At 44.1% G+C, this 25,229-nt stretch carries 18 protein-coding genes; 1 reads left to right on the top strand and 17 read right to left on the bottom strand.

Annotated elements, in window-relative coordinates:
- Positions 1 to 622: 622 nt before the first annotated feature.
- The 4 genes from NST74_RS07185 to NST74_RS07170 form a co-directional block, all read right to left on the bottom strand.
- Complete coding sequence (locus NST74_RS07185; protein WP_341111166.1) at positions 623 to 769, bottom strand: hypothetical protein; 147 nt, start codon at positions 767 to 769, stop codon at positions 623 to 625.
- Between the two features lie 286 nt (positions 770 to 1,055).
- Positions 1,056 to 1,199: a hypothetical protein gene (locus tag NST74_RS07180; protein ID WP_341111165.1), complete on the bottom strand. Its 144-nt coding sequence runs from the start codon at positions 1,197 to 1,199 to the stop codon at positions 1,056 to 1,058.
- Between the two features lie 45 nt (positions 1,200 to 1,244).
- Positions 1,245 to 2,306, bottom strand: coding sequence for a LacI family DNA-binding transcriptional regulator (locus NST74_RS07175; RefSeq protein WP_341111163.1), 1,062 nt, complete (start codon positions 2,304 to 2,306; stop codon positions 1,245 to 1,247).
- A 131-nt stretch (positions 2,307 to 2,437) separates the two neighbouring features.
- The gene (locus tag NST74_RS07170; RefSeq protein ID WP_341111162.1) at positions 2,438 to 3,682 is read right to left on the bottom strand and encodes a glycoside hydrolase family 130 protein; all 1,245 of its coding nucleotides are present in this window, start codon (positions 3,680 to 3,682) and stop codon (positions 2,438 to 2,440) included.
- A gap of 387 nt (positions 3,683 to 4,069) precedes the next feature.
- Here NST74_RS07170 and NST74_RS07165 point away from each other — a divergent pair, with 387 nt between their 5' ends.
- A complete protein-coding gene (locus tag NST74_RS07165; RefSeq protein WP_341111161.1) occupies positions 4,070 to 4,258 on the top strand; it encodes a hypothetical protein in 189 nt (62 codons plus the stop codon).
- Between the two features lie 583 nt (positions 4,259 to 4,841).
- Here NST74_RS07165 and NST74_RS07160 read toward each other — a convergent pair.
- The 13 genes from NST74_RS07160 to NST74_RS07100 all read right to left on the bottom strand — a co-directional run bounded on the left by NST74_RS07160 (position 4,842) and on the right by NST74_RS07100 (position 25,189).
- Entirely contained in the window at positions 4,842 to 4,991 is a 150-nt protein-coding gene (locus NST74_RS07160) for a hypothetical protein (protein ID WP_341111160.1), read from the bottom strand.
- A gap of 457 nt (positions 4,992 to 5,448) precedes the next feature.
- On the bottom strand, positions 5,449 to 6,021 hold the full coding sequence (gene sigK, locus NST74_RS07155; RefSeq protein WP_445668176.1) for an RNA polymerase sporulation sigma factor SigK: 573 nt from the start codon (positions 6,019 to 6,021) through the stop codon (positions 5,449 to 5,451).
- A gap of 317 nt (positions 6,022 to 6,338) precedes the next feature.
- Positions 6,339 to 11,441: a glycoside hydrolase family 66 protein gene (locus NST74_RS07150; protein WP_341111159.1), complete on the bottom strand. Its 5,103-nt coding sequence runs from the start codon at positions 11,439 to 11,441 to the stop codon at positions 6,339 to 6,341.
- Positions 11,442 to 11,662: 221 nt separating this feature from the next.
- A complete protein-coding gene (locus NST74_RS07145; protein ID WP_341111158.1) occupies positions 11,663 to 12,649 on the bottom strand; it encodes a LacI family DNA-binding transcriptional regulator in 987 nt (328 codons plus the stop codon).
- 178 nt (positions 12,650 to 12,827) lie between these two features.
- Positions 12,828 to 13,556, bottom strand: a complete 729-nt coding sequence (locus NST74_RS07140; protein WP_042125259.1) for a ThuA domain-containing protein — start codon at positions 13,554 to 13,556, stop codon at positions 12,828 to 12,830.
- A gap of 15 nt (positions 13,557 to 13,571) precedes the next feature.
- Positions 13,572 to 14,639 (bottom strand): Gfo/Idh/MocA family protein, encoded by a 1,068-nt coding sequence (locus NST74_RS07135; RefSeq protein WP_256717860.1) that lies wholly within the window; start codon positions 14,637 to 14,639, stop codon positions 13,572 to 13,574.
- Positions 14,640 to 14,746: 107 nt separating this feature from the next.
- Positions 14,747 to 16,378, bottom strand: coding sequence for a glycoside hydrolase family 13 protein (locus tag NST74_RS07130; RefSeq protein ID WP_076099583.1), 1,632 nt, complete (start codon positions 16,376 to 16,378; stop codon positions 14,747 to 14,749).
- Between the two features lie 11 nt (positions 16,379 to 16,389).
- Positions 16,390 to 18,105, bottom strand: a complete 1,716-nt coding sequence (locus NST74_RS07125; RefSeq protein WP_081382503.1) for a glycoside hydrolase family 66 protein — start codon at positions 18,103 to 18,105, stop codon at positions 16,390 to 16,392.
- A gap of 122 nt (positions 18,106 to 18,227) precedes the next feature.
- The gene (locus NST74_RS07120; protein ID WP_042125256.1) at positions 18,228 to 19,802 is read right to left on the bottom strand and encodes an ABC transporter substrate-binding protein; all 1,575 of its coding nucleotides are present in this window, start codon (positions 19,800 to 19,802) and stop codon (positions 18,228 to 18,230) included.
- 80 nt (positions 19,803 to 19,882) lie between these two features.
- Complete coding sequence (locus NST74_RS07115) at positions 19,883 to 20,761, bottom strand: carbohydrate ABC transporter permease (RefSeq protein ID WP_042125254.1); 879 nt, start codon at positions 20,759 to 20,761, stop codon at positions 19,883 to 19,885.
- 12 nt (positions 20,762 to 20,773) lie between these two features.
- Complete coding sequence (locus tag NST74_RS07110; RefSeq protein ID WP_076273963.1) at positions 20,774 to 21,736, bottom strand: ABC transporter permease; 963 nt, start codon at positions 21,734 to 21,736, stop codon at positions 20,774 to 20,776.
- Positions 21,737 to 21,811: 75 nt separating this feature from the next.
- Entirely contained in the window at positions 21,812 to 23,434 is a 1,623-nt protein-coding gene (locus NST74_RS07105) for a response regulator transcription factor (RefSeq protein WP_042125252.1), read from the bottom strand.
- Between the two features lie 6 nt (positions 23,435 to 23,440).
- Entirely contained in the window at positions 23,441 to 25,189 is a 1,749-nt protein-coding gene (locus tag NST74_RS07100; protein WP_076099585.1) for a sensor histidine kinase, read from the bottom strand.
- Positions 25,190 to 25,229: the final 40 nt, after the last annotated feature.

Below are 25,229 nucleotides of genomic sequence, written 5' to 3'. Positions count from 1 at the left end.
AACAAACCTCCAAGTATTGTGAAAGTAAACTCTTCATCCCTTTCTCTTCCCAAAAAGAAGTAGGATCAGAAAACTGAATCCTAAGAACATCTGGTCCCAGGATCCTACGACCGTACTTTTCTCCCGGTTTACTTTCAGTTTTTGCTTTTCTTCTACAAGCCAGAAACAGGCAACTATTCAATTAGCCCTGAAAAACATCTCACGATTCAAGGAAAGAATTCATGAACTGACAAATCGAATGTCGTCCATATCCTTGGAAGAACGAATTCGCCGACTAAACCGATATGTGATGGACTGAATTAGCTATTTCCATCTGGCGTCAGCTAAGAAACACCTGCAAACGCAAGACCAAACGGACTCGGAGAAGGATGCGAATGTGCCTGCTTCACGAAGGCCAACTCTCGGCGAGACCAATGGGAGATGTCCCGGAACACAAATAACACCTTAATTTCCGCACCACTCTTGCCATAAAAATATCCCGATCAAAGAATTTCTCAAGATTGAGGTCTACGACCCATCTAATGCCCTTGATAAATCTTTGAGCTTGTTTCACTGCATCATGTGCACTTTTCCCCGGCGAAAGCCGTAGCTATGACACGAGAATTGGCTTCACAGACCGGATTCAAAACTTGTAGAAGAAACTGCTGGAGAAACGGTCTATAACAGGGAAGACCAGCAGCCAAAAGCCACCTCCGGGTTTGGGGATTTCCACCTGTTTGACTGGTGCAGGTCCATAAGCAACTGCTACCGGTTCCCAGTGTGTTCTCAAGTAAGCATGGATATTTGCTACCGTTCCATTACATTACCTACTCCAGGTACTCTCCGTTCTGCATCACTTGCTTGTACGCGAGTCGAAGGTTATCTCCTTTGAGCATACTCTCCAGCAAGATTTTCTCTGGCTTGCGAAAGGAAGGGGCGACTTGTGCCGCCGAAGAACTCGGCACTTCGGCATACCCGGCGGCTCCACAGGTTCTCTTAGCAGCAAGCTCTCTTGCGGGATATTTTGCTGTCCTTACTCTTCATAAGAACACGTCAGTTTTCTCTCTCCTTTCGGTTCAGCCCTTCCGTAAGCTTCCTTCAGATTCCTTCTCATTGCGGACACCCTTGTCCTTAGCTAACAGCAGGCGTTTGGCAGCCACCACTCGGGACTTTAACCCTAGAGATGACGCCCATGCTGGGCGTACCACAAAAAGAAGCATCTCTATTTTGGAAGAGATGCTTCTTTTCTTTTTCTATATAAAAAGCTATTCTCCGGCTAAATCGGTCCTATCAAGAATTTTAACTGTAGAACGTTCGATCAGCTTTGTTGCCAGCAAGATTTGTTCCGCCACAGTTCCAGGGTGCTTGATCCGTTCAAAAATAGTCTTAACTGCTCTTGAGCCCATTTGTTCTTTAGGCACCTGGATCGTTGTCAGCTTGGGGATCATAAATTCCGCTAGCGATAAATCGTCAAATCCAATGACAGAAAAATCCTCCGGACAACGGTATCCCCATTCCATCAGATATCGCAGCAACTCAATGGCCAGCATGTCATTGGCACAGAAGAAGCCGGTAACCTGTTGTTCCGTTATGGACAAACGCAGCTTGTCCATAAATTCTGAATTCGTGTAATTCCCCCTGCCACTTACGCCGACACCCCGCACCCAGGTTATACTGGCCTGGTCCCCACCGGCCGCATTATGATCGTTAACCGCCTCTTCGAATCCCCGGTCCCGCTCCTTAAAGCTCCACGCCGTCTCAATATCGCCGACAAAAGCAAGCCTATGGTGCCCGCATTCAATCAGCTTTTTGGTGGCACTATAGGCCCCAATGTAATTATTCGCGAGGATATGGTCATGCTCCGCACTTGGCACATTCGAGTCCACCAGCACAAACGGCAACTCTATTGCATCCAGTGCTTTCATGTACGACTCAGGAATATGCCCTAGCAGCAGCGCACCATCGGCCTTTGACTCACTTATACTAGAAGGTAGTCCCTCTTCCGGCTCAAGCGAAATATTAATTCCGGAGAGGATCATACTAAAATCGTAGGCAGAGAGCTCCTTGTCGATCCCGCGGATGATTTTCCCCCAGTATTCTATATCATCCAGATAAGCCTCAGGCATTAGCACAGCGATGTTTCCGGTCTTGGTGAATTGAGATGATTTGCGCAGCTTGTCAAAACGGTATCCCATATCCTGAGCCATTCTCCATATTTCCTCGCGGGTACTATTATTGACCGCAGGATCATTGGAGAGTGCTTTGGACACAAGAGCTTTAGACACTCCGACCTGCTCAGCAATCATCTGTAAGGTAACTTTCTTCAATTCTCATGCTCCTTACGAGTTATTTTCTTAAGCATACTGTGTCTTTAAACTTTTTTCAACACAAATACCCTTGAATGGCCGGTAGCAAAATGCATGTACCGGTTCATTTCAAGGGCGCTTATCGCCTAATCTTAAATCTGGATGGTATCTCGCTGAAGCAGTTTGCCCTCCTGATCATACTGGCGGATATGGTTTACCAGCTCCTCCAGGTTAACCCAGGAGATCCCTACTTTTTGGTCTGCAGCACCATAAGACATAATCAGTTCGCCGTTCAGTACCACTCCCCCGGTGGTAAAGAGACACGGCGTCGGATAATCGGAAGGCATTTCCCATTCTCTTTCCGCATACATAAGCCTGTCGGGACAGCGGTGTATCAGAACGGGATAGTCGTTGTCTTGCTCTTTAATAATCATAAAAGATTGCGTGTACCCGAATTCCACGTTTTTCTTCGCATGATAAGGAACCAGCCATTCTCTGCCTCCAACCTTAATAGGCGGCCAGCTTGCTCCCACACGGTTCTCCTCCCAATCAAAAACCGGAGATGCGAGCAACCGGTGCTCTGCCTTAGGCGAAGCAAAATCCGATATGGCTTCCGCCGCCGCTAAGTAAATAGACGGCTTCTTTATACGTTCTCCTTCCGGGAACGGCAAAACATTCATAGGCCTGTGAAGCATTAAATACTGATGTTTATCGCCAATCTTCATTTTTTCAGGAAACAAAAATACATCCCGATTATCACTGACATGACCTTCTGTAAGTGGACCGATATAATGAAAAGCCTCTTCATAGTTTCCGTTTTTTAGCTGTTCCAAGTCAAGCCTGTAAAGCACGGTTACGGTATCATTGGAACGTGCTGTTTTGACAAACGGGTCCTCATTGCTAGCCTGCAAGATCCACTCCGGCACATACTCAAACCGCGTTTCTACCGGCGGATCTTGGTCGCTTAGCCAGTAAGGCCCCGGCGGAAATGCCCGGCAGGCAACCGTTACATAAAGTTCTCCTTCTACCGGGAAAATACGCGGATCCTCAATGCAGCCGTTGGCATAATTCCTAACCCTATTCCCGTGAATATCTGTAATGTAAAGTTCTTCCTCCTCGTAGCCAAGATTTGGTGCCAGAGCGGGTCTTGAGAAATCCGCATCCCATGTTTTGCCCAAATCATCGCTTTTGGCATACCCTAAAAAAATGGGGTAAGGATCATGGCAACCCTCCCTTCTCTTCTGTGGCCACGGGCCTGTCGCACGGAAGAGCATATGAATCGTATCCGAATCCGGATCTTTTACGATCGCAGGATTCAAGACCATTTTGTCAGCCCATGAACAACCAGGTACTGGCTCTAGGGCAGGTTTATCCAAATAACGAAATTGTGGTTTCATAAGTTCCTCCTCCATAAACCTCGAATTCTTTATGAGCGTCACATACTATTCGTTCGTATATAACACCCACGAGCCAACTTTATCATACACACCTAATTCTTTCAATATTTTTTAATTGTTTAATGAAACTTTTTGGTCTTTTTAAAAGTATACAAATTCATCTTATTATTTCTCCAACTTTCTTTTAGACCTATTATTATTGCAATTTGTTTTCTTGTAGCGTAATTATGTTAATTTTATGCGCTTTATACACACGCCTGAGCTGTACATGCGAGACTCCAATCACAAAATTAATTATTTCAATATGTGAAAGTTTAATACATTTCATAACAAATAGTAGAATTTGTTACTTTTATTATCCATTTAAGTATAAAGGAGGTGGTCAATATGGTATTTGAGACTAACAGAGAGTTATTTTTTCTGTCGAAAAAGGATTTAGTAGCTATATTAAGTCTTGCCTTGCTCATAAAAGCAGTAAAATATTTAAAAGCTATGATCAGGAAAGGATTCGCTTCAGGTCTCTCAACGGTTTTAATGAAAAAGCTCTCACAAGAATTAATGGATTTACAACACTAACTTCAATTTCCGAAGAAGAAAACTCATTATTTGAAGTATTACGTTCCTTAAATTTATTAGAAAGAAGACTTATTTATAACACAAAGAAAGATCACACTCCTCTCAACATGAGAGTCATGCGATCTTCTCCTCGTTCTCTCCTTCGGAAAAAGGAGCGAACTGCAGGAGAGAACTCGATAATAAGTTCTCTCCAAGGCTGTTTTAAAAACCAAGGTTTTTCGGGAAAAACCCTTATACATCTAGGATACCGAGGATGGGGGTCGAACCCGTACGGTACTCACGTACCGCAGGATTTTAAGTTCTATGCGTCAACGTATCTTAACCTTTAACCTGTCTTATCGATGAATACTGCTTGGCCTATTTCTTTGATGGAAAACACAATCAGCAACTCTGATCGTGCTAGAATAAACTAATCTCAAGAGCGGCTTCAATAGATAGTTGTCTTTGCACTTGCCTATATATATGTCTACCTTCTCTTTATTTATCTTTAATAATATGATTTTGACGACTATTTAAATCTCCTATGAAGATTTGATTAGGGTCAGAAGGGTCATATTTTTGGTTAACAGCTTTATTAATTAAATCAATCTCCCTGGCAAAATCGTAAAGGTCTATAGTATTTGATCAATATCTGTTTAGCCTTAGCTTCCTCATACCCGAGAAGATTAAGTTCACGAATGACTTCTTTAATATAGGGTCTATCCATCATATGTCTGATTTTCGAATTGTCCATGCAAGTTACACTCCGTTTCTTTTCCTAAATCTATTCATTGGTCTTTAATTTAGCTTAATATTAAGTCTCACTTAAAATATTCTTCTGAACACCACTTTATCATTAGTTCTCTACTTTTCTAATGATTTTTTATTAACTGGTTTAAAACAAATATGCGTTGAACTATATCTTCAGCTATAAAAAACTGTCTCTTAAATAATTAAGTTGCTTCTGATATGGACCTTGGTATTTCTCATTATTTTCATATACATGAAACAGTTGAACATGGAGGTCATAAATTTCTTTGTATCTCATTGTAGCACTCCTCTAATAGCTAGAAAGTTATTAAACCTCTTGTTCTTATGTACTATATAAGTACTTTCCTAATATGATAATGAAAAAGCAACTTTCCCGTAGAAAAGTTGCTTTCAAAACATCAAGCTTCTACCGATATAAGTAAAATTACACTATTTTGAACTTATCGCTTCGCCTTATAAAACTCATGATACAGCTTCATGAGCGCTCGCTTCTCAATCCGCGACACATAACTCCGCGAAATCCCCAGCTCCTTCGCAATCTCCCGCTGCGTTCGTTCCTCACCACCTGTATCCAATCCAAACCGCCCCACGACAACTTCCTTTTCCCGATCATCCAAAATATCAAGATTACGATATATCTTGCTCTTCTCGATCTTCAAATCGACTTCTTTAATGACATCATCAGCCTCAGAGCCGAGGATATCGATAAGTGTAATTTCATTACCTTCTTTATCTGTCCCAATTGGATCGTGGAGAGATACGTCTTTACGCGTTTTCTTCAAGGATCTAAGGTGCATTAGGATTTCATTTTCAATACAACGAGCCGCAAATGTAGCCAGTTTCGTCCCTTTGTTCGGGCGGTAGCTCTCGATGGCTTTAATCAGGCCGATCGTGCCGATGGAGATTAAATCCTCCATGTCTTCTCCGGTGTTATCGAATTTCTTGAGGTTATGGACACGATATGATGTCAAGTTTATTAGGTAACTCGAGTGTTCGATCGTACAAAACAGTATTCACCACCCTAATTTCCCTCCGAAGCTCCTACCAGTAGTTTTAGGCAACATTCTTCGCTTTCCGAAAAATAAATCCAAATCTATCGTCGCGGCGAGTAAACGATTCCTAATCTTCTGAAAAGGTGCCTGCAATTCAAGCATTTTTTCTTCAAAGCAGCCTCCTAAAGCTGAATTTTCAGCAGCAATATGATACTCCATACCTTGTCCGTATGACCTGAGGGATAGTAAAAAGCGACCACAAGTAAATAAATCTTTGAACAGAACAGCTAGTAAAAAAGAAGCGGCAAATTTCCGCCGCTTCTTTAAATTAATAGAATCTATCGGTTTATCAGATTCAGCATCCGATCAATTGCTTGTGCAATCTCTGCACGGGTGCTTGGGTTCAGAGGAGAAAACTGACCGTCTGTATTTCCTACAAACAATCCAGATGAAGTTGCGAGACGTACCGCCAGCCGAGCCCATTCAGCAATATCTGAAGCATCAGAATACTCAGCAGTAATATTGCCTGCAGCCTGTCCTCCGGCATATTGATACGCCCGTAAAAGCAAGACCGCCAATTCCTGGCGTGTGACAGGTGCATCAGGTGAGAATTTCTCCGCTGTCCGACCATGAATTAGTCCGTTGCTGTAAGCGGCTGATAACTCCGCCGCGTACCACGAGGAGTCAGGCACGTCTGCAAATACAGCCTTGTCTCCGCTAGTCTGAAGACCCAGCGCACGCACCAGCATAACTGTAACTTCCGCCCGTGTAATGCTTACGGATGGAGAATAATGATTCGCTGTCCTGCCAGTAACGACGTGTTTGGCCACCAGTGAAGATATTGCTTCGTAAGCCCAATGGGTACTAGGTACATCGGAGAATGTCTTCAACCTCTCATAAACAGCGAACTCACCTTGATTGTTCAGTTGGGCCTGCAGGGTGCCGGCAGAAGAATCAAATACTCCCCCTGCGTAACGGTATAGCCCATCTCCCTGTTCTTTGATGTAGAGCCCCAACAACTTCCCCTTAAGCTTAGCATTCGTTACCTCTAGTTTCACAGTTGCTTGCAGACTTAATCCCGGCGTCGCTAAGCTTTTTCCGTTTTTATCTTTGATTCCTAACACGAGTGTGTACACCTTGCTTTTCAGAGTATACTCTTGAGAAGGGCTCAAAACACCGTTAGACGGAGCCCCCGCATTGCCTATTCTCAGCTCAAGATAAGCCCCCTTACCGCTAGAATCTGCCGCGGCAATCTCCTTCAGCTTGTCTGCCTTCCAAACCATTGAGAGTCCATCTGTTTGGATGACCAAATTGCGTGAGCCAATTAATTCTCCAGCATTTAGCGGTAGTAGTATGGATTTGACCTGCTCATTCAACACAATATTAACAGTTTCTCCTTGAGCGGATTTCAGCTCCTGCTCGGTGATCATCCGTGTTTCACCCATCTGCACCGCAGTCGCTACCGGCGCTACATCTGCAGAAGTTCCTGGCTTTGCCGGATTTGTTGGCGTTGGTGAAGGTTCGTTCCCTGTATCTGTGAACAGCTTCTGAGCCTCTGACTGCCGCGGTTGATAATCCACCACAAGCATCGTCCAGTATTCGACGCTTGGAACATTCAACACAATCTGATCTCCATCCCAAGTGTAATCCAATTCCTGCATCGTTCCCCCGTTTTGATCAGGGGTTGCCGCAAAAACCTTGAGTCCAGAAGCATCTTGAGCAGATAGTCGAACCGGAAAAGTCACTTGCAAATTGTGCTGCACATCCGGCTCATTGGCTGAGTTTCTCCAGTTAGAGTCATTGTTCAGCAGGTTCACCAGATGGACTACATCATAGGATTGATAACGCTCGTTCTTATTGTCAGATCGAACGGTGTACCATAGCGTATTTTCTGAACCGTCTCGGCTCAGCTCGACCTGCTGTCCCGCGGCATCTTTGACAGCAATCTCTCTATCATTGACTGCCTGGCTGTCATACAAGAGATTTTCATATGCGGCAAAGAATTTGTAATAATCCTTCATTATTGTCTTGGTGCTCTGATTCATCTTTTTACTACGGTTCGGATAATACTCGTTGGCAAGCATATTGGGCCCTTCAGCGATATGATCGGCCGTCCCGAGTTCAATATGAGTTGCCCCCATAACTGAGAGCGCAGCGTCCATTAACCGAACGGACGGCTCGTTGAAATAGCCTGTAGTCACACCTCGGAGCCGGATCATGCCTGGAGTGTCATCCTCTTCCATTTTCAGCGTGATCTTGTGGTTGCCTTCTTCCATATACGGTACAATCACATAGGCCTCTTCAGAATAATCGTCCAGACTGCCTGTGCCGTTAAATGCAACATCAAGATCATTGCCATTGCTGTCCTTCGCCCGTACTCCATCAATATAAAGGGAACGGTTTGTATACTCTCCGGCATTGGAGTACGTAAAGATCAGGCTTTGTTCTCCCGATTGAGGAATGGATACCGGATAAGTAACCTGCTGCCCTACCTCGTTGAAGTTGAGTACCGTATCCTTATAAAGGAAGAAGGCCGAATCATTTTTCTCCTGAGTGGATTCCGCTTCGTACATTCTGGTTATTGCTTCCTGCCCATCACCGGTTACTTTCAGTTTGTCCACTTTGATACCGCTGTCTGTCCCTTCCGTCATTTGAATCACAATCTGATTCCACCCTTGAACCAGGGAAATTCCGGTTTGGACTGTTTCCCCCCATTGGCTGCCTGACGTTGGTGCAAAAGATGCCAAAGTTCCTGCAGGATCGCCTGAATACACGCTGCGGCTGACTGTTGCTGCTCCATTATTTTGATAGACCCAACCGAGTGTATACAGTCCAGCTTCAACCGTATTTACATTGAATACAATCCGGTCATTCTCATTGTTGAACTCCGAGACATAACCGACAACCGCAACTACACCATTCTTCATTTCTGCGTCGCCTGTACTGTATTCATAATCACCGGCGACAATCCCGCCAACATTAATATACTTTCCGGAGGATTCCATCTTCAGTGTAATCTTGTGCTTCCCGGGCGGAATGTTTACGAACAACTCTTTTGCTTGCATAGGACCATCCCATTCTCCCGGCGTCTTAGCAAAAGTTATATTCTGGGCATCCGGAGCAGGCTCTCCATCAACAAGCACCGACATAACCGGACTGTTGCCTCCATGGTACATAACCGTCAACGTGTTCAGCTGCTGTTCGGCATACACCGAGTATGTTACCGTCTGGCCGCTTTGGCCGAAATTGTCAGTTTTGCTCTCCGTGAAAGTAACGCTGTTGGTCTGCGGCAGTTCAGCTTCAGCTGCTTCATATCGCTGTCCATTAAGGGTCATATAGCGTAACTTAATACCCAAGTCATCTTTGGGAGCCTTCAGTGTAATCGTGTTGACGCCTGCATTCAGATAGACGCTTGCCATATTCTCCTTGCGGGCAAACTTTGTCCAGTCTCCCTGTCCAAGGAAAGAAACTTCGCCTTGGGATAAATTGTTGACCATGAGTGTACGGCTGACTTCCTGCCAATCGGAAGCGTAACTAAATCCGAGCGGGTAGTTACCCTCAGTAGGAACCTGTACATGGAATGTCACATAATCATTTTTGGTATCAAAATAGTAAACATGGCTGTACTGGTCCACCTTTACGGTATCGAGTTTTGCATCCACTGCATCGTAAGATTGCTTAATGTCTTGTCCTTGTACCTCGAGACTATGCAGATTAAGCCACAAACTGTTCGTATTCAGTGTAAGCTTAACCGTATTGTTACCTTCCTTCAGCGTTGCCGTCACTTCGGCTGTCGCCGAAGGATTCCCCCAACCGGTGTTAGCACTGAATGGAATTGCAGCAGCCGCAATTTCATTGTTAACAGTAAGCTTTCCTTCAGGGTAACCTGAGTCGTTACCCTGTCCATAATGGAGAAGAAGCTTATACATACCGGTGGCAGGCGCATTAACCGTAAATGTAACCGCATCCGTATCCTTGCGACCGAAATTCCCTACCCAGCTGTCCTGAACTTTGGAGATCCGGGATTGATAATTTACAGCAGCAGGAACATCCTCGGCTTCCGTTCCACGTGTTTTCACACCTGTAGCCTCTTTCATATTCATATAACCCGCAATTACCATTGCCTTGCCGCCGTTTTTCGCCCGTGTATCCTCCACTACCTTCTGAAGATCACTGTACTGATTACGGTCATGCCATATTTCGCTGTAATCAAAGTCTGTCTTTGTATCCGGATCTGGCACAGCACTGTAATCTAAATTCCCTCCCACCATGTTGAATGTGACATCACTTTTTGCCGGATTATTTTCTACCAGTGATTTTTTAACCGAGTTTATCAGCTTGTCATAATCCAGGGAATAATAGCGTTTATTTCCATTGTAATCATAGAGATGACTATTATCATTGGCTCCCCATTGGTCCAGATGGATGCCGTCAAATCCAAAGACATTTACAGCACGGTCAAACTGTTTGGTAATATAATTCTGCCACTCTACATTCCCAGGATCCTGAAGATAGAGGGCTGTTTCTTTACCGTTGAAATCGAAGTGATAACCGTTTTGGCTCTGCTGCGGATTGGTTTTATCAATATTTTCACTGCCATAAAGCCCCCACTCCGGACTAACGCCATAGTCTTCATAATTTTCCCGAGCCGCATAGTTCATCTCATAAGCCATTGCCGCTGAGCCGTATTTCTGGGCAGCCTCTACCTGCTGTTTAATCGTAAGCGGATACAATTCCCGGTTTAACAGATCCAGATAATGAGTATCAGCGTTGATCTCCTCATCGACAAAATTTCCTTCACTGTCCTTTAGCGGTTTACCATCTGCATCAGTTTTGGAGTAAACGGACACATCGTGTCTCCACATCCAGTCATAAAATTGATAACCATTAAGATAATAATCTTGTGACAACTGTTTTAGTTTGGCATCACTCTGCGCTGCAGTCTCACTGCTGAATTCACTTGTGTACCCGTATCTCGGGTATCTCTTCCAGTCACTTGAAACATCTATAGCCGCCGTAACATAATCATGATCAGCTGCTCCGCTTACCCACGCTTTTACCAGATAACCGGTAAAATCATCATCAGGGGTCTTCCATTTAATCGACAAGTCACCTTGTCCTTTCAAGACGGTAATCGGTTTACTCCCTTTGGCGATCAGCGTATTCAGGTTGTAGATCTCAACGTTCAGCTTTCCCTGCCACTGTTCGTCATCCTTCAATTTGAGGATAAGTTCGGCCTCTTCACCTGGGGAATAACGAGCTTTACTGACCCCAAGGTATGTAATCGCTTTCAAAATTGACTGATTGCTTAATGTGCTCCCACTCTCATTGTCTGCATGCACCGTTGATGGTCCCAGCGGACCCGCAGACAGAGGGAGTGCTAACTGCGCCGAAAGGATAAGTGTGAGTAATGCAATGTAAGGCTTCTTCTTGTTCACCATTATATTTCCTCCATCTTGTGATTTATTTAGAGTAGGACACATTGCCCAGTCCTACTTCTATATTGTTTATGAAGCAAGTGTCTTTCCGTCAGCAATTAGATCAACCGTAGTATAAAAAACTATATTTTGACGAGATTTATATTTAGAAAACAACTTTATGTCACATCGTCTGAATGTCTCTGAAATGAATGTAAACGTTTACCCAATAAATAATATAAAAATCAAATTATTGTACGCACTGTTTCCCGCTCAACAATATAATGATTCATGAGAGTGCTGTTTGGTAATTCCAGAGGTTTCTCTATCAGAGATAATAACTTTTCCACCGCCAATCGCCCCATTTGATCCAACGATTGATGTACTGTCGTTAAGGGAGGAGATATAATTTTTGATAACATCAAATCATCGTAGCCAATCATAGAAAGATCCTCTGGTATTTTCAACCCTTTCTCAAAGGCCTTTCCCATGGCTCCAATTGCCATTTCATCACTAGCTGCAAATACTGCAGTAAACGGCGGGGCTTCACTCAATAGTTTTTCCATAGCCACACGGCCACTTTCCATATGAAAATCTCCGTAAGCTATTCTGGCCTCGTTAAATATAAATCCTTGTTCCTCGAGCGCTTGCCGGTAACCTTCCACACGAGGAATTCCCGCTATCATATCAGATGGCGTTCCAGCAATCATAGCAATATTATAGTGCCCTTTATTGATTAAATAGGAAGTAGCTTGATAGGCAGCAAGTTTATCATCTACTTTTACAAAAGGGATGGTGTACTTTGAAGAATATGCATTGACGAGCACTAAGGGAGTTTTCTTCTGTCGTAATTGAAGATAATATTCATCCTTCAAAACTTCGCTTGTAAATATTACTCCGTCCACTTGTTTTTCCTGGAGCATCTCCAGACAGTTTTTTGTTCTTTTGCCATCCTCACCAGTATTGCAAACAATGACCATATAATCCTTATCATAGGCAGCCTTTTCAATCCCATGAAGAATACCACAAAAAAAATCACTTGCTACGCTGGGGAAAAGCACTCCTAAAGTTCTTGTTTGTTTATTAATGAGTCCTCTAGCTATTCCGTTAGGATAATAACCCAGTTCTTCCAGAGCCTGAAGTACATTGAGCTTAGTATTATGAGAGTAACCTTCTAGATTATGAATAACCCTTGATACTGTACATACTGAAACATTGGCTGCCTTAGCCACATCTTTAATTGTTGGAGTAATGACACTTTCCTCCTTCTTGCGAATGCATTTAACTATAAAATAAACGTTTGCATCCTCTGAGCCCTTAATCTCAATAACAAACGACTCGCCCTCCTTATCAAGGGAGAGCAAAGTCTTGACACAAAATAATCATGATATGGTGACCATTGTTCACGCTTTAAGGAATAAGTTCCAACGGGGCTACACGTCCGTAAGAAACTTTAGGAAGTTCATCTTTTGCCGCCCAACGAATGCTGTTACTAATGACTTGAAGTACCTCAGGCTGGTGGTATACCGGGAAAGTCTCATGCCCTGGTCTGAAGTAAAAGATATTGCCTTGTCCTCGCTTGTAGCAGCATCCGCTACGGAACACCTCTCCGCCTTCGAACCAGGAAATAAAAATAAGCTCATCCGGCGCCGGAATCTCAAAACGTTCACCATACATTTCTTCCTTGTTAATTTCAATATACTCTCCAAGGCCCTTGGCAATCGGGTGTCCCGGCTCAATGACCCAGATTCGCTCCTTCTCACCTTCATCACGCCATTTCAGAGCACCAGTATTGGTACCCATTAAAGATTGAAATATTTTGGAGTTATGTCCAGAGTGGAGAACGATTAATCCCATGCCATTTAGCACCTTTTGACGTACCTTTTCCACAATTTCGTCACTAACCTCATCATGGGCTAAATGCCCCCACCATAACAATACATCTGTTTGTTCTAGCACCTCATCAGTTAATCCGTGTTCGGGATCATCCAGAACCGCTGTTTTTGCTTCCATATCTTCTTGTGTGTTCAAATAGTTGGCAAGTGCCATATGAATACCATCTGGATATATAGCTTTAACTTCTTCGTTGTGTCTTTCATGGCGGTACTCGTTCCATACTGTAATTTTGATTTTAGACATGATATGCCCTCCCCGTTATATTGAAATCCACCGTTGTTCAGTTAATGAGACAATAATTGAATCAATGGCATGTTGGTTTATATATCCGTCTTCCATATTGGCGTCGCATCCGTCGCCCTGTCCATTAACCAGATTAATAAAAGATGTCATTTGATCCACATGAAATTCTTCAGGAATATCTACTTTTATGAAGACCTCGCCGCCATCCTCAGAAGACTTAACATATAGTACATCCTCTTCTTCCAGGTTATAAAGAATCGCTCCCCGATCGCCGAAAATTTCCACTTGCTGAAAGTTTCCCCGCCCGAATGCGAATCTCGAAATGGCCATCGTGGACGAGGCTCCCCCTTCAAGCCGAGCCAGCACATGACAGAAATCATCAACATCCACCTCGCCCATGCCATCGCCTTCAAGTAGGGTGCGATCCTTGATAATCGTATCGGCATCTGCCATCACCCGTTCTACATTGCCCACAAGAAAACGTTGAAGGTCGAGCAAATGCGAACCTAAATCTCCAAGCGCGCCTGAACCGGACAGCTTCTTTCTGAATCTCCAGACTAGCGGAAGCCGCTCGTTAAGCCCCCAGCCTTGTAAATACTGACCGTAGACATGCTTGATCTCTCCTATTTTGCCCTGATTGATTAACCATTTCGCATATCTTACTGCCGATTTGTACCGATAACTGAAACAAATCATATGCGGTAGATGAGCCTCAGCCAGCAGATCACGCAACGCGGCAGCTTCCTGTACATCGAGAGTCACCGGCTTCTCTAGGGCAAACGGCTTACGATGCTTGATTGCCTCACAGGCTATTTCAAAATGGTTATAATTCGGCGTAGCGATCGTCACTGCTTCAAGTTCTGGGTCCGATAACATTTCTTTGTAATTCAAATATCTTCGTGCTTCCGGGATATTAAATTGTTCTCCCCTTCTCGCTAGTACCTCTTCCTTGCAATCACAAATCGCCCATAGGATCGCCTCTTCATTCGCCAACAGACCGGAAATATGCATGTCTGCTATTCCACCTAAACCAATTACACCAATTCTCAGCTTTGCCAATTTCACCACCCTATCCTTTCTCAAAAAAAATCTTCCACCTCTGTTTCATGCTATTAACGAAATTCTTCTATATATAGAAGAATTTAATTATGAAGGCAGCAATACCAATAACCTAAACCGGGCAAGTTAACCTACGCGAGTTTGACAGCAAATGCCTCATAAGGCTGTAATTGTAGTTGCTTAAATTCCATGTTATCTCTAGAATAATTGCAAATAATCATTTCTTTGACCGGCCCCAGCTCTGGTAATTCCAGCTTCGTTATTTCTCCACTAAAATTGGCCGCTATTAACCAAGTCTGTTCTTCATACCTGCGGAGATACATAAATACTTGATCCGGCACGCCCGCCACTAGTTCAAAGTCACCCCATACAACGATTGGGTTATTCTTCCTTAGTTCAATCAATTTACGGTAGCAGTGAAAAACTGAATCTGGATTCTTCAGATTTGCTTCCATATTAATTTCCGTATAATTTGGATTCACATGTAACCATGGCTCTCCTGTTGTAAATCCTCCGTTAGGACTACAATCCCACTGAATCGGGGTTCGGCCATTATCTCTTCCCTTCACATTAATGGAATTAATAATATCTTCTTTACTGTAGCCTTGGGCAATCCGTTCATGGTACATATTAATGGTCTCAATATCTTGCGCTTCGCTGATATCCTGAATCGGATAATTGGTCATCCCGAGCTCTTCACCTTGATAAATGTAAGGTGTACCCTTCATCAAATGTAGAAGAATCGCGAACATCTTTGCGCTCTCTACTCGATATTGCTTGTCGTCTCCCCAACGGGACACAATTCTCGGCAAATCATGATTGTTCCAGAACAGACTGTTCCAGCCCTCGTTTCCCAATTCAGTTTGCCATTTCGCCAGTACCCGTTTTAATTCGCTTACAGCCAAGGGCTTTAGATCCCACTTTTCTCCCCAATCCTGCTGATCCAGACCAATATGTTCAAATTGGAATACCATCGACAGCTCGTTACGGTCCGGATTGGAGTATAGCTTCGCCACCTCTGGAGTCGCTCCCCAAGTCTCTCCTACAGTCAGAACATCATGCTTTCCGAATGTCTCCCGGTTCATTTCTTGTAAATATTCATGAAGCTTCGGACCATTTCCTGTAATTTCCTGATCCGGTATTTTCCCGACCAGATCAATCACATCCATGCGGAATCCGCCAACGCCTTTATCCAGCCAGAAATTCATCATGTCCCATACCTCTTGCCGGACTTTACTGTTCTCCCAGTTCAAATCAGGCTGTCTGCGGCTGAACAAGTGCAAATAATATTGACCGCTCGCTTCGTCGAATTCCCAAGCTGATCCGCTAAATGTCGAACGCAGGGAATTGGGAACGCCGCCATCTACAGGATCCCGCCAGATATAATAATCTCTATATGGATTGTCCTTTCCCTTACTTGCTTCAACGAACCAGGGATGCTCATCGGAGGTGTGATTAACAACCAAATCCATAATAATTCGAATGTTATGTAGCTTGGCTCTTTCGATTAAATCATCCATATCCTCCATGGTTCCGAATTCGGTCATAATATCCTGGTAGTCGCTGATATCATAGCCGTTATCGTCATTGGGTGATTTGTATACAGGACTAAGCCATATTGCAGTTATGCCGAGTTGCTTGAGATAGTCAAGTCTGTTGATAATTCCCCTGAGATCGCCGATTCCATCCCCGTTCGTGTCTTGAAAACTTCTAGGATAAATCTGATATATAACAGCTGTCTGCCACCATCTTGTATTATTCATATCACGCACTCCTATTCGCTTAATTTCACTACAACCATGGACCAAACCTCCAAAGACGGTAGAGTAAATCTGGCAGCTAGCCCTTGTCCATGAGGTACAATTTCATAATCCAAAAAACATACTTCTTGGTTATGATCATCAGGGCTGGCTGTGAAGATGCACTCAATCGGCTGTTCAATCAGCAATGTGCAGACAACTCCATCTTGAGGTTCAGGACGCTTTTTCTTGCCATGCTCCCAATAATCATCCTCAAGGCCAACAAGGTTAATTAGCTGTAAGATGTGATAACCTTGCATCCGTTTAATGATGGTCCATACGGAGCCAATATCTCCATTCGGTGCAAATGGCACTCTGCCTTCGAAGGTGATTTCGGTATTAACCCCTGCTGTATAGGTGTAAGACACATCTTCCAATTGCGGATTGTGTATCAAAGTACCAAACCGCACTATGAAATCATAGTAGCGTCTCACCTCAACGACAAATTCAGGCCGCATCACTGCATAATCGGGATAGTAAGGCATCGTCAGCATTCCATTATCCTCACCTAATAAGAGATGATATCCACCACTAGCAAATATAGATGCCATCGTTAGTAGCGCCCCGTTCTCAGCCCATTCCTTGTCATGTCCAGCTTTCGGGTAAAAAGAGGGAAGATAAGCGGAGAGGATAATCGGCTTGTCTTTATCCAATGATCTTGCATTATCGATAAGTCCTTTAAGCTCACGCAATCGGACTATTGGCGGCCATACTTCAATATAAAGTGCTTCCTGATCTGAAGATGCCGTTTTGCTAATGGGGTAATTACCCACATTATTGAATATGACCCCAGCCTCTGCTTTTATTTCCTTCACTGCCGCGCTGGTTCGATCAATAAGCGCCGGATAACATTCCGCCAGATCAACCAATTCTTCCCTTCCTTCGACCCTACGTATCCCTTTCTTTGGAAAACCGTATTGATCCATATGAATTCCATCAAATCCTACCTTTACTGCTTGACGGAATTGTTCAACAATATGATCAGTCCAAGGGGACCCTGGTGTAATGTCCATAATATAAAATAAGTCTATTAATTGAAACGGCTCACCTTGGCGATTATAAAGCCCCCATTCCGGCCGTGCTTGTAAAAAATCCTTAAGGCTCGCGTATACAGCGCCATAGGCCAAGGCCGCCATCCCTTTATCGTGCAAGGCTGCCAATTTTTCACGAACAACTTTATAGGACATCATTCGACCCATCGGATCGAGAAATTCATCTTGATGCGGTACAAGATCATCATGTCGGTACATCCAATCATAGAACTGTATAACATTCAAATGGAATTTGTTCATACTTTCGACGTCACGTAATTCTTCGGATTCTTCCTTGCGAAAATCGCTTAAGAATCCATACCGAGGCGCCCGACTCCAATGATCGGCAATATCGTACGAAGTATAAGCTGTTGACACTGCAAATTTATCGTAAAAAACTGTAGCCTTGACCCCGTACCCAGCCCACTCGGTATCTTCAGTGAACAGGGGAATGCGCGCAATTTTTCTCAATCCTTTTTCCAGGCTGATCTCAAATGTTTCTTCAGCAACCTGCTTTTCTAATTTGTAGAACTCAACAACCAGTTCCAGAACCCTATCCTCTTGGGTCTCCAGCTCGACTATAATACTGCCTGCTTGGCCGGATTTGTACTGGGCTTGATCGGGATACATATCTATATAAGTCAGCATCGAATATTCCATATGAATACTCCACTCCTCTTCGCTGTATGATCCATTACAATCAAAAGGGGCATAACTAACGCATTATGCCCCTTTTGTCCGTCAGATCCGTTTAACAAATGAAATTATTGATCACACTCTGCTTATTTCTTGCCGTTTTCAGCCAGCCAAGCATCCAACTGCTTTTGCGCTTCCGCAATTACTTTGTCTGATCCCGCTGCTTTTTGTTTTTCCAGCATCTTAGGAAGAGCTTCTTCCGGATCGAGTTGGCCGGACTTCAACCCGTCAACAAAGGTTTTATTTGCGTTGTCGATCGAGATTAGTTCATTTTTGACCGGCTCCGGATCAAAGATAAATCCAAAAATCCGCGAAGGGTTTGCGGTAATCTGTTCGTTGAATTTCTCATAGTTCTGGTATTTATTCGGGTCTTCGCCTACACGTGTATAGTTAAGCATTTGATTGCCCACTTGCCACATAATATCATGGTAGTAGCCGACATTTTCTGTAGTTTTGCCTTCCGGCAGCGCAATTTGTCCGTCTTTAAGCACATAATGTGTTCCTTCAATACCGAAGTTGAAAAGGGTCAGAAGCTCCTTGTCCTTATAGAAAAGATTAAGCAGCATCATGGCGCGTTCCGGATCTTCAGAGCTTTTTGAAATCGCATACATGGTTGCCGTCATTTTACCGGTCTGCAGACGGTCAATATTGAGCGGAATCTGCAGCATCTCGCGGCCCGCTTTAATCGAACCATTCGGTGAAACGGCAGCTTTGCCAATCTCCATATCAGCGATAATATCCATGTCAGTAACAAATGCAAATCCTTTACCCGCTTGAATTTTTTTCCAGGCATCCAGACCTGGTGTCAGTGCGTCCTTGTTAATATACCCCGCCTTGTACCATTTGTTGGTCAGCTTGGCAAGCTCCATATAACGTGGAGTAGTGAACGAGTTGATTACAGTATAGTCATCTTTTGCTGTTCCCACGGTGTTAATAACCGCAATGCTTGCAATGGAATCTAGATTCGTAGATGAATAGTAAGCTTCAAGCGGAAAGCTTGGCGCTACCAAAGGCGTAATCCCCGGTTCGTTCTCCTTGATTGTCTGCAGCATCGGTTCCAGATCTTCGACCTTTCCGGACTTCAAGACACTGAGATCAAAGTTGTATTTGTCCACCAACTCTTTGTTCAAATAAACTCCTTGTGTGCCGCCCAGCTCTTGGTGGGTATGGATACCGTACAGCTTGCCGCCGCGTTTAGCCGGATCATGATAATCCTTCTCAACAGCTTCGATATCCGGGCCGTATTTGGCGAGCAAATCATCAAGCGGCAGCAAGCCGCCCTTTGTCACCTGTTGCTGGAATCCGAGCCAATCCGCTGTAAACAGCAGATCCATTTTATCTCCGGAGGCCATCATCAGGTTTGTTTTATCGCTCCATGCGCCCCAGTCGATGGGATTCAGTTTGACCGTCATGTTCATTTCCGGATATGTTTTTTTCAGATAATCATTCATTGCATCCTGTACCAGCTGATTGTCATTCTGAGGCGCATCGGGGAATACCATTACGACTTCGTAAGGCTTCAATTCGGAGCTGGCCGTCCCCTCCGGCTGAGCTGTGCCCGCCGGAGAATTCGCAGCATTATTTCCGCCACAGCCGGTTGCCACAACTGAAGTCAGCACCAACGATGTCAGTACAACAGAACTCTTTTTCAACCACTTCATAAATAGTAGACCTCCCTGGAATACTTCTGTTTTTCTTTAAATCCTTTACTTGCATATACTAATCCAGCATTATGCTGGGATCAGCCTTTCACAGCGCCTACGGTAAGACCTTTTACGAAATACTTCTGCAGGAAAGGGAATACCAGCACCAACGGTCCGATTGCAATCATCGCCATCGCCATCCGAATGGATTCCAGCGGTGTTGTGACCTGTGCGGTGGAACTATAAGCCTTATTCGCAATCGTCTGCAGGAACGAAGCGTTCATTAAGGTTTTGGTCAATAGATATTGCAGAGAGAACAGTTTCTCATTCTGGATGAAGACCAGGCTTGTAAACCAGTCGTTCCAGTAGGATACGGTGGTGAATAGTCCAATTGTAGCCATTACAGGCAAGGACAGCGGCAGAATAATGCTGAAGTATGTCCGGAATTCACCTGCACCATCTATCTGGGAAGAATCAATCAGTGAAGGCGGTATACTGTTCGTGAAGAATGTCCGCATGATGATAACGTTGAAGCCGCCGATCAAACCCGGAATAATAAGGGCCATCAACGTATCCTGAACATGCAAGAACCGGGTGTAGATAAGATACCAGGGCAGCAAGCCTCCCGAGAACAACATCGTAATCAGGATGTAGAAGCTCAGCGCCCCCCTGAGCGGAAACTCTTTCCGCGACAGCGCATAGGCCATTGCCGAAGTCACAAACAAACTGATGACAACACCAATCAACGTTACCGAGGCAGAAACGCCATAAGCCCGCAATATTTTTTCGGCATCTTCAAACAAATACTGATAAGCGACAAGACTGAATTTGCCGGGCCAGAAGCTGTATCCATTAACAGTTACCCAGTCTTCATCAGCAACCGAGATCATGAATACAAGCCAAAACGGGATCAAGCAGGCAAGGCTAAACAAAGACAGGAAAATAATGATAAAGGGATTAGTTCGTTTTTTTTCCATGGTTTTCTCCTTTTAGAACAAAGCATTTTCTTTGCTGAATTTACGGACAATCAGGTTGACGGTAATGACAAGTGTAAAACCAACAACAGACTGCAGCAGCCCTGCCGAGGAGGCGAGTCCCGTATCGCCGGTAACCATTAACGCCCTGTATACATAGGTATCGATAACATCAGTTGTCTCTTTGATCATCCCGGATGCCATGGTTGCCTGATAGAACAGACCGAAATCGGCGTTGAAAATCCGGCCAATCGCCAGCAATGTCATGATGATAATGATCGGAGCAATCAGCGGAATCGTAATTTTCGTCATTTGCTTCCAGCGGCTGGCTCCATCAATGACGGCTGCTTCATAATATTCAGAGTCTATCCCGACAATGGCTGCGAGGTAAACTACGGCCGAGTAGCCCACACCCTTCCAGGTGTTGACAATGGTCAAAATATAAGGCCAATGCTGCGCTTCCGCATACCAGTTTCTAGGATCTATCCCGAAGGGCTCCAGAATAAATTTATTGATGAACCCCAGTTCCGGATTTAAAAATCCATAAACGATGTAGCCGACAATGACCATGGAAATAAAGTTAGGCAGGATCACTGTGCTCTGAAAGAATTTAGAGGCAAATTTATTCTTGACCTCGTTGAGGAGAAGGGCCAGCATCACTGCCAATATCGTATTGATAAGCAAAAAGCTAATGTTGTACAGCAATGTATTCCTAATGATCAGCCAAGCATCGTTTGAAGCAAACAGAAACTTAAAGTTGTCCAGTCCGATCCATTTGCTTCCCCATATCCCTGCCGTATAATTCAAGTCCTTGAAAGCCAAGAAAATACCGAACATGGGCAGATAGTTATTGATCAGCATCAACAGCACACCTGGCAGTGCCAGAACGATCAAGGCTCTGTACTTCCATATGATTTTCCATTTTGAGTTGCGCTGCGAGATGCCAGATTGTGTCAGTGTTGCTTTTTCCGAAGCCATAGTTCCACACCTTCTTATTGGGTTATGGCTTTATTATAAGGAGATGCCAACAACTGCTCTGCCGTTTTTATAACCTCAGTCTAATCGTTTTGTGACTTTGCGATATTCCTGAGGATTGACGTCGAACTGCTTGCGGAACATTTTGGTGAAATGTGAAAAATTACTGTATCCTACCTGCTGCGCTATCGCGCTTACCGACATATCCGTGGTATCCAAAAGCTCGCGGGTGCGGTTCATCTTCACTGAGATCAGGAAATCAATGAGGTTCTGGCCGGTCTCTTTTTTGAACAGTCTGGAGAGATACGCCGGGTTCAATCCAACATAATCAGCGACGCTGACCCTGGAGATCTCTTCCTCTATATTCTGCTGGATGTAGCGAATGGACCGCTCAATTACACCGCCCTTTTCCTGCCGCTCGAATTCCGCCTCCATGACCGCCGATACAATCCCTTCTGCCCAATGCCTGTACTGAAGCAGTCCCCGTATGCGGGCGGTTGTCCAGTCTGTAAACAGGACTATGCTTCCCGCATTGATTCCTCTTACCTGCAAGAAGTGATATATAATCTGCAAGGTATCCTGATGCAAGGCGTCTAGATTTCTTCCCTGAAAGCAAGGATTGGCTTCCAGTTTCTCTGTCAGATTATGAATAAACTGCACAGCGGACTCACGCTTGCCATTCAGCATATAAGAGATCAAATCATTGAGCAGGATATCATCCGAATTAGGTGATAATAACATCTGGTCCTGTGGCATGTATAAAAGCACCGATTGTGTGCGAGAAATATTGTCACGCTCCATGATTTTTAAGCTTTCGCACATTCCCGGCAGCTCTTGAAGGGGTTTGAATGAGCCGACATAGCAGGTTACGATGCTGTAGAACAGCTCCCGGCAAGCTTTGATAAAACGTTTACCTATGTCCGTGAGCTGCTGAATTCTGAGCTTCCTAGTCGCCTGTTCTCCCATCGCGCCTTTGGCATACAGCAGAATGAACAAAACCCCGTTTTTGTCTGTGACGGCCTCCCCTTGATGCTCTTCTGTAAAAAATTCCTCCGCCGCTTTCTTCACGGCATATTCCATGATTTCCTGATCCCGCGGACTGAGCGGTTTAGACCACTCCTCAATACTGATCAGAATAGGAAGCACCAGATCGTCAGAATTTAACCCCACGCCAGCCTCCGCCAGCTCCCGGTCAACAAAATCCCCAAAAGACAGGATACTGCGGGACAACAAATCCTGCCAGAAACGTTCCACACGCTTCGGCTTTTCTTTTTGCCATAAATTTAGATACTTATGATACATTTGATTGTAGGACGCATACTCTTCCTTCTCACGGTTGGCTGCTATCATACCTGATACGACAGACAACAGCTCATCTGTGTCAACAGGCTTCAGCAAATAATCAAAACTCCCGAGGTTAACGGCTTTCTTGGCGTAGGAAAATTCGGAATGACAGGTCAGAAATATCGATTCCGTCCAGGGAGAATATTCCCTCACCCAGCCAACCAGTGAAAGCCCATCTTCATCCGGCATTTCAATATCGCAAATCAGCAATTCTATTCTGTGTTCATTCATAATCTCCCTGGCCTTGTCGGCTCTATTCGCCGTCAAGACCTCTTCAATCCCATACGCTTTCCATTCGCAGCAGTAGAGAAGCCCCTCCACAGCGAACTGTTCATCATCTACAATCAATAAACGCATCTCTCATCATTCTCCTTCCATATATTCAATGGGCAGGCTAAGCCGCACACGGAATCCGGACGGCTCATTTTCACTGAAGTGAATGTTGGCTTTGCCCTGATAGCGCATAGCCAATCTTTGTTTCACATTCCAGATACCAATGTGGCCGTCATCAGTTTCTGGCCTATAATCAGGTGAATTCAGCTCTTGTAGTTTTTGTTGAGTACTACCTCTTCCGTTATCCGAGATTTCAATAATCATTGTATCGGTGTTCTCTTCTGACTTGACTGCACAAATTTCCAGATAGAATGTTTCTGCTTTCAAACTTATGCCATGAAGCATGGCATTTTCTACAAAGGGCTGTACAATCAAGGACGGTATAGAAGCGAGGATAATGTCTTCATCTATTGTGATTTGAAAATCAAAAGACTGCTGGTATCGCATCTTTTGAATTTCAAGATAATTGCGGAGATGATCAAGCTCCTGTTCCAAAGTAATGCTGTTATCCTTTACCTGAAGCATGAATCGGAAATACTGCACCAGATGCCGTACTGTCTTTTTTACTAATTCAAAGCGTTTCAGATCGGCGAGTTGGAAAATGATATTGAGCGTATTTAGAAAAAAGTGAGGATTAATTTGCATTTGCAAATGCTTCATTTCCGCTTTTTGAGCATTTAGCCGTTCCTCATACACGTCAATTTTCAGATTTTGTATTTCTACAACCATGGTATTGAAGGCCTGATTCAGCGCTTGAAACTCTAACAAGTTAGAAGAAGGAAGCTGGGCTTCCATAGACCCTTTTCTGATGCGGTGAATGCCGCCCAACAAATCCAGAATCGGACGAATGACTATACGGCGAAAATAATATAAGTAAACCAGTAAAATGATCAAAATAAAGAAGGGCAGTACATTAATAATCATTTGGAATGTATTCAAGCCCTGGAGTAGCTCGGAATCGGGGATTACCACAGATAGATTGATCCCCAGGGTGGATGACTGGCTAGACACAACTAACCATTTCCGGCCATCATGCATATAAGAAAATGAAGAATTCTGATTCATCTTCTCGTGTGGCAGCTTGAAGTCGTAGCCCATCGATTTCGAAGAACTGGTTAAGATATTTCCTTCATTATCCACAATAAGCACATCACCGCCTGATTGCAGGTTCAGATTGCCCAGCGGTGAGCGCATAGAATCGATTCGGATGAGCGCGCCGATATAACTGGGATTGCTCAGGTTATTACCGACTGTCCGGTTTATATAGTAATCCCCGGCTATATTAACTATTGTCCATTTGTACCGGAGTGGTTCCATTTTATCTTCATTGTGAACCTTGCCCGTGATCCAGGCTCTGATTTCATCCATATATTCCTCCGTGTTCCCTAATACATTGGATAATGTCAACATATCATTGACGCCGGAGTACAGATAGAACATATCCACGCTATGATAATAGGCCTGATAGGCTTGATTTCTTTGCATAATTCCCATACGGGCAAAATAATAATCGGAATCTTTCAGCCCCGGACGGTTGAATTGAAGGAAATTCTCGTCATGATCAACAATATCTACCAGATTAATAGTTATATCCTCGAGACTTCTCTCCATCATTTTCAGATTGGAGTTGACCAAATTCTGATAGGATCTGGATACCTGAGCCAATACATTTTCCTTGGCATAGTATCCCCCTGCAAAAAGAACGGAAAGAAGCGGAATCGTTATAGCAGCAAACAGTTGAATAAGCCTTACACCGAGCGAATTTTTCTTATTTTTCATAATTCGTCCTTTCCGTTTGTTTGTTCCACAACAAAAAGAA

Origin of the sequence: Paenibacillus sp. FSL F4-0125, assembly GCF_038008565.1 — a bacterium.
In the GTDB taxonomy this organism is placed as follows: domain Bacteria; phylum Bacillota; class Bacilli; order Paenibacillales; family Paenibacillaceae; genus Paenibacillus_AQ.
This window is presented reverse-complemented; position numbering and strand designations above follow the sequence as displayed.

Bases quoted from the DNA above. Each gene is read 5' to 3' on its own strand.
- NST74_RS07180 (WP_341111165.1), bottom strand. From the start codon at position 1,199: ATGCTTCTTTTTGTGGTACGCCCAGCATGGGCGTCATCTCTAGGGTTA.
- NST74_RS07170 (WP_341111162.1), bottom strand. From the start codon at position 3,682: ATGAAACCACAATTTCGTTATTTGGATAAACCTGCCCTAGAGCCAGTA.
- NST74_RS07165 (WP_341111161.1), top strand. From the start codon at position 4,070: ATGGTATTTGAGACTAACAGAGAGTTATTTTTTCTGTCGAAAAAGGAT.
- NST74_RS07160 (WP_341111160.1), bottom strand. From the start codon at position 4,991: ATGGACAATTCGAAAATCAGACATATGATGGATAGACCCTATATTAAA.
- NST74_RS07150 (WP_341111159.1), bottom strand. From the start codon at position 11,441: ATGGTGAACAAGAAGAAGCCTTACATTGCATTACTCACACTTATCCTT.
- NST74_RS07140 (WP_042125259.1), bottom strand. From the start codon at position 13,556: ATGTCTAAAATCAAAATTACAGTATGGAACGAGTACCGCCATGAAAGA.
- NST74_RS07130 (WP_076099583.1), bottom strand. From the start codon at position 16,378: ATGAATAATACAAGATGGTGGCAGACAGCTGTTATATATCAGATTTAT.
- NST74_RS07125 (WP_081382503.1), bottom strand. From the start codon at position 18,105: ATGGAATATTCGATGCTGACTTATATAGATATGTATCCCGATCAAGCC.
- NST74_RS07120 (WP_042125256.1), bottom strand. From the start codon at position 19,802: ATGAAGTGGTTGAAAAAGAGTTCTGTTGTACTGACATCGTTGGTGCTG.
- NST74_RS07115 (WP_042125254.1), bottom strand. From the start codon at position 20,761: ATGGAAAAAAAACGAACTAATCCCTTTATCATTATTTTCCTGTCTTTG.
- NST74_RS07110 (WP_076273963.1), bottom strand. From the start codon at position 21,736: ATGGCTTCGGAAAAAGCAACACTGACACAATCTGGCATCTCGCAGCGC.
- NST74_RS07105 (WP_042125252.1), bottom strand. From the start codon at position 23,434: ATGCGTTTATTGATTGTAGATGATGAACAGTTCGCTGTGGAGGGGCTT.
- NST74_RS07100 (WP_076099585.1), bottom strand. From the start codon at position 25,189: ATGAAAAATAAGAAAAATTCGCTCGGTGTAAGGCTTATTCAACTGTTT.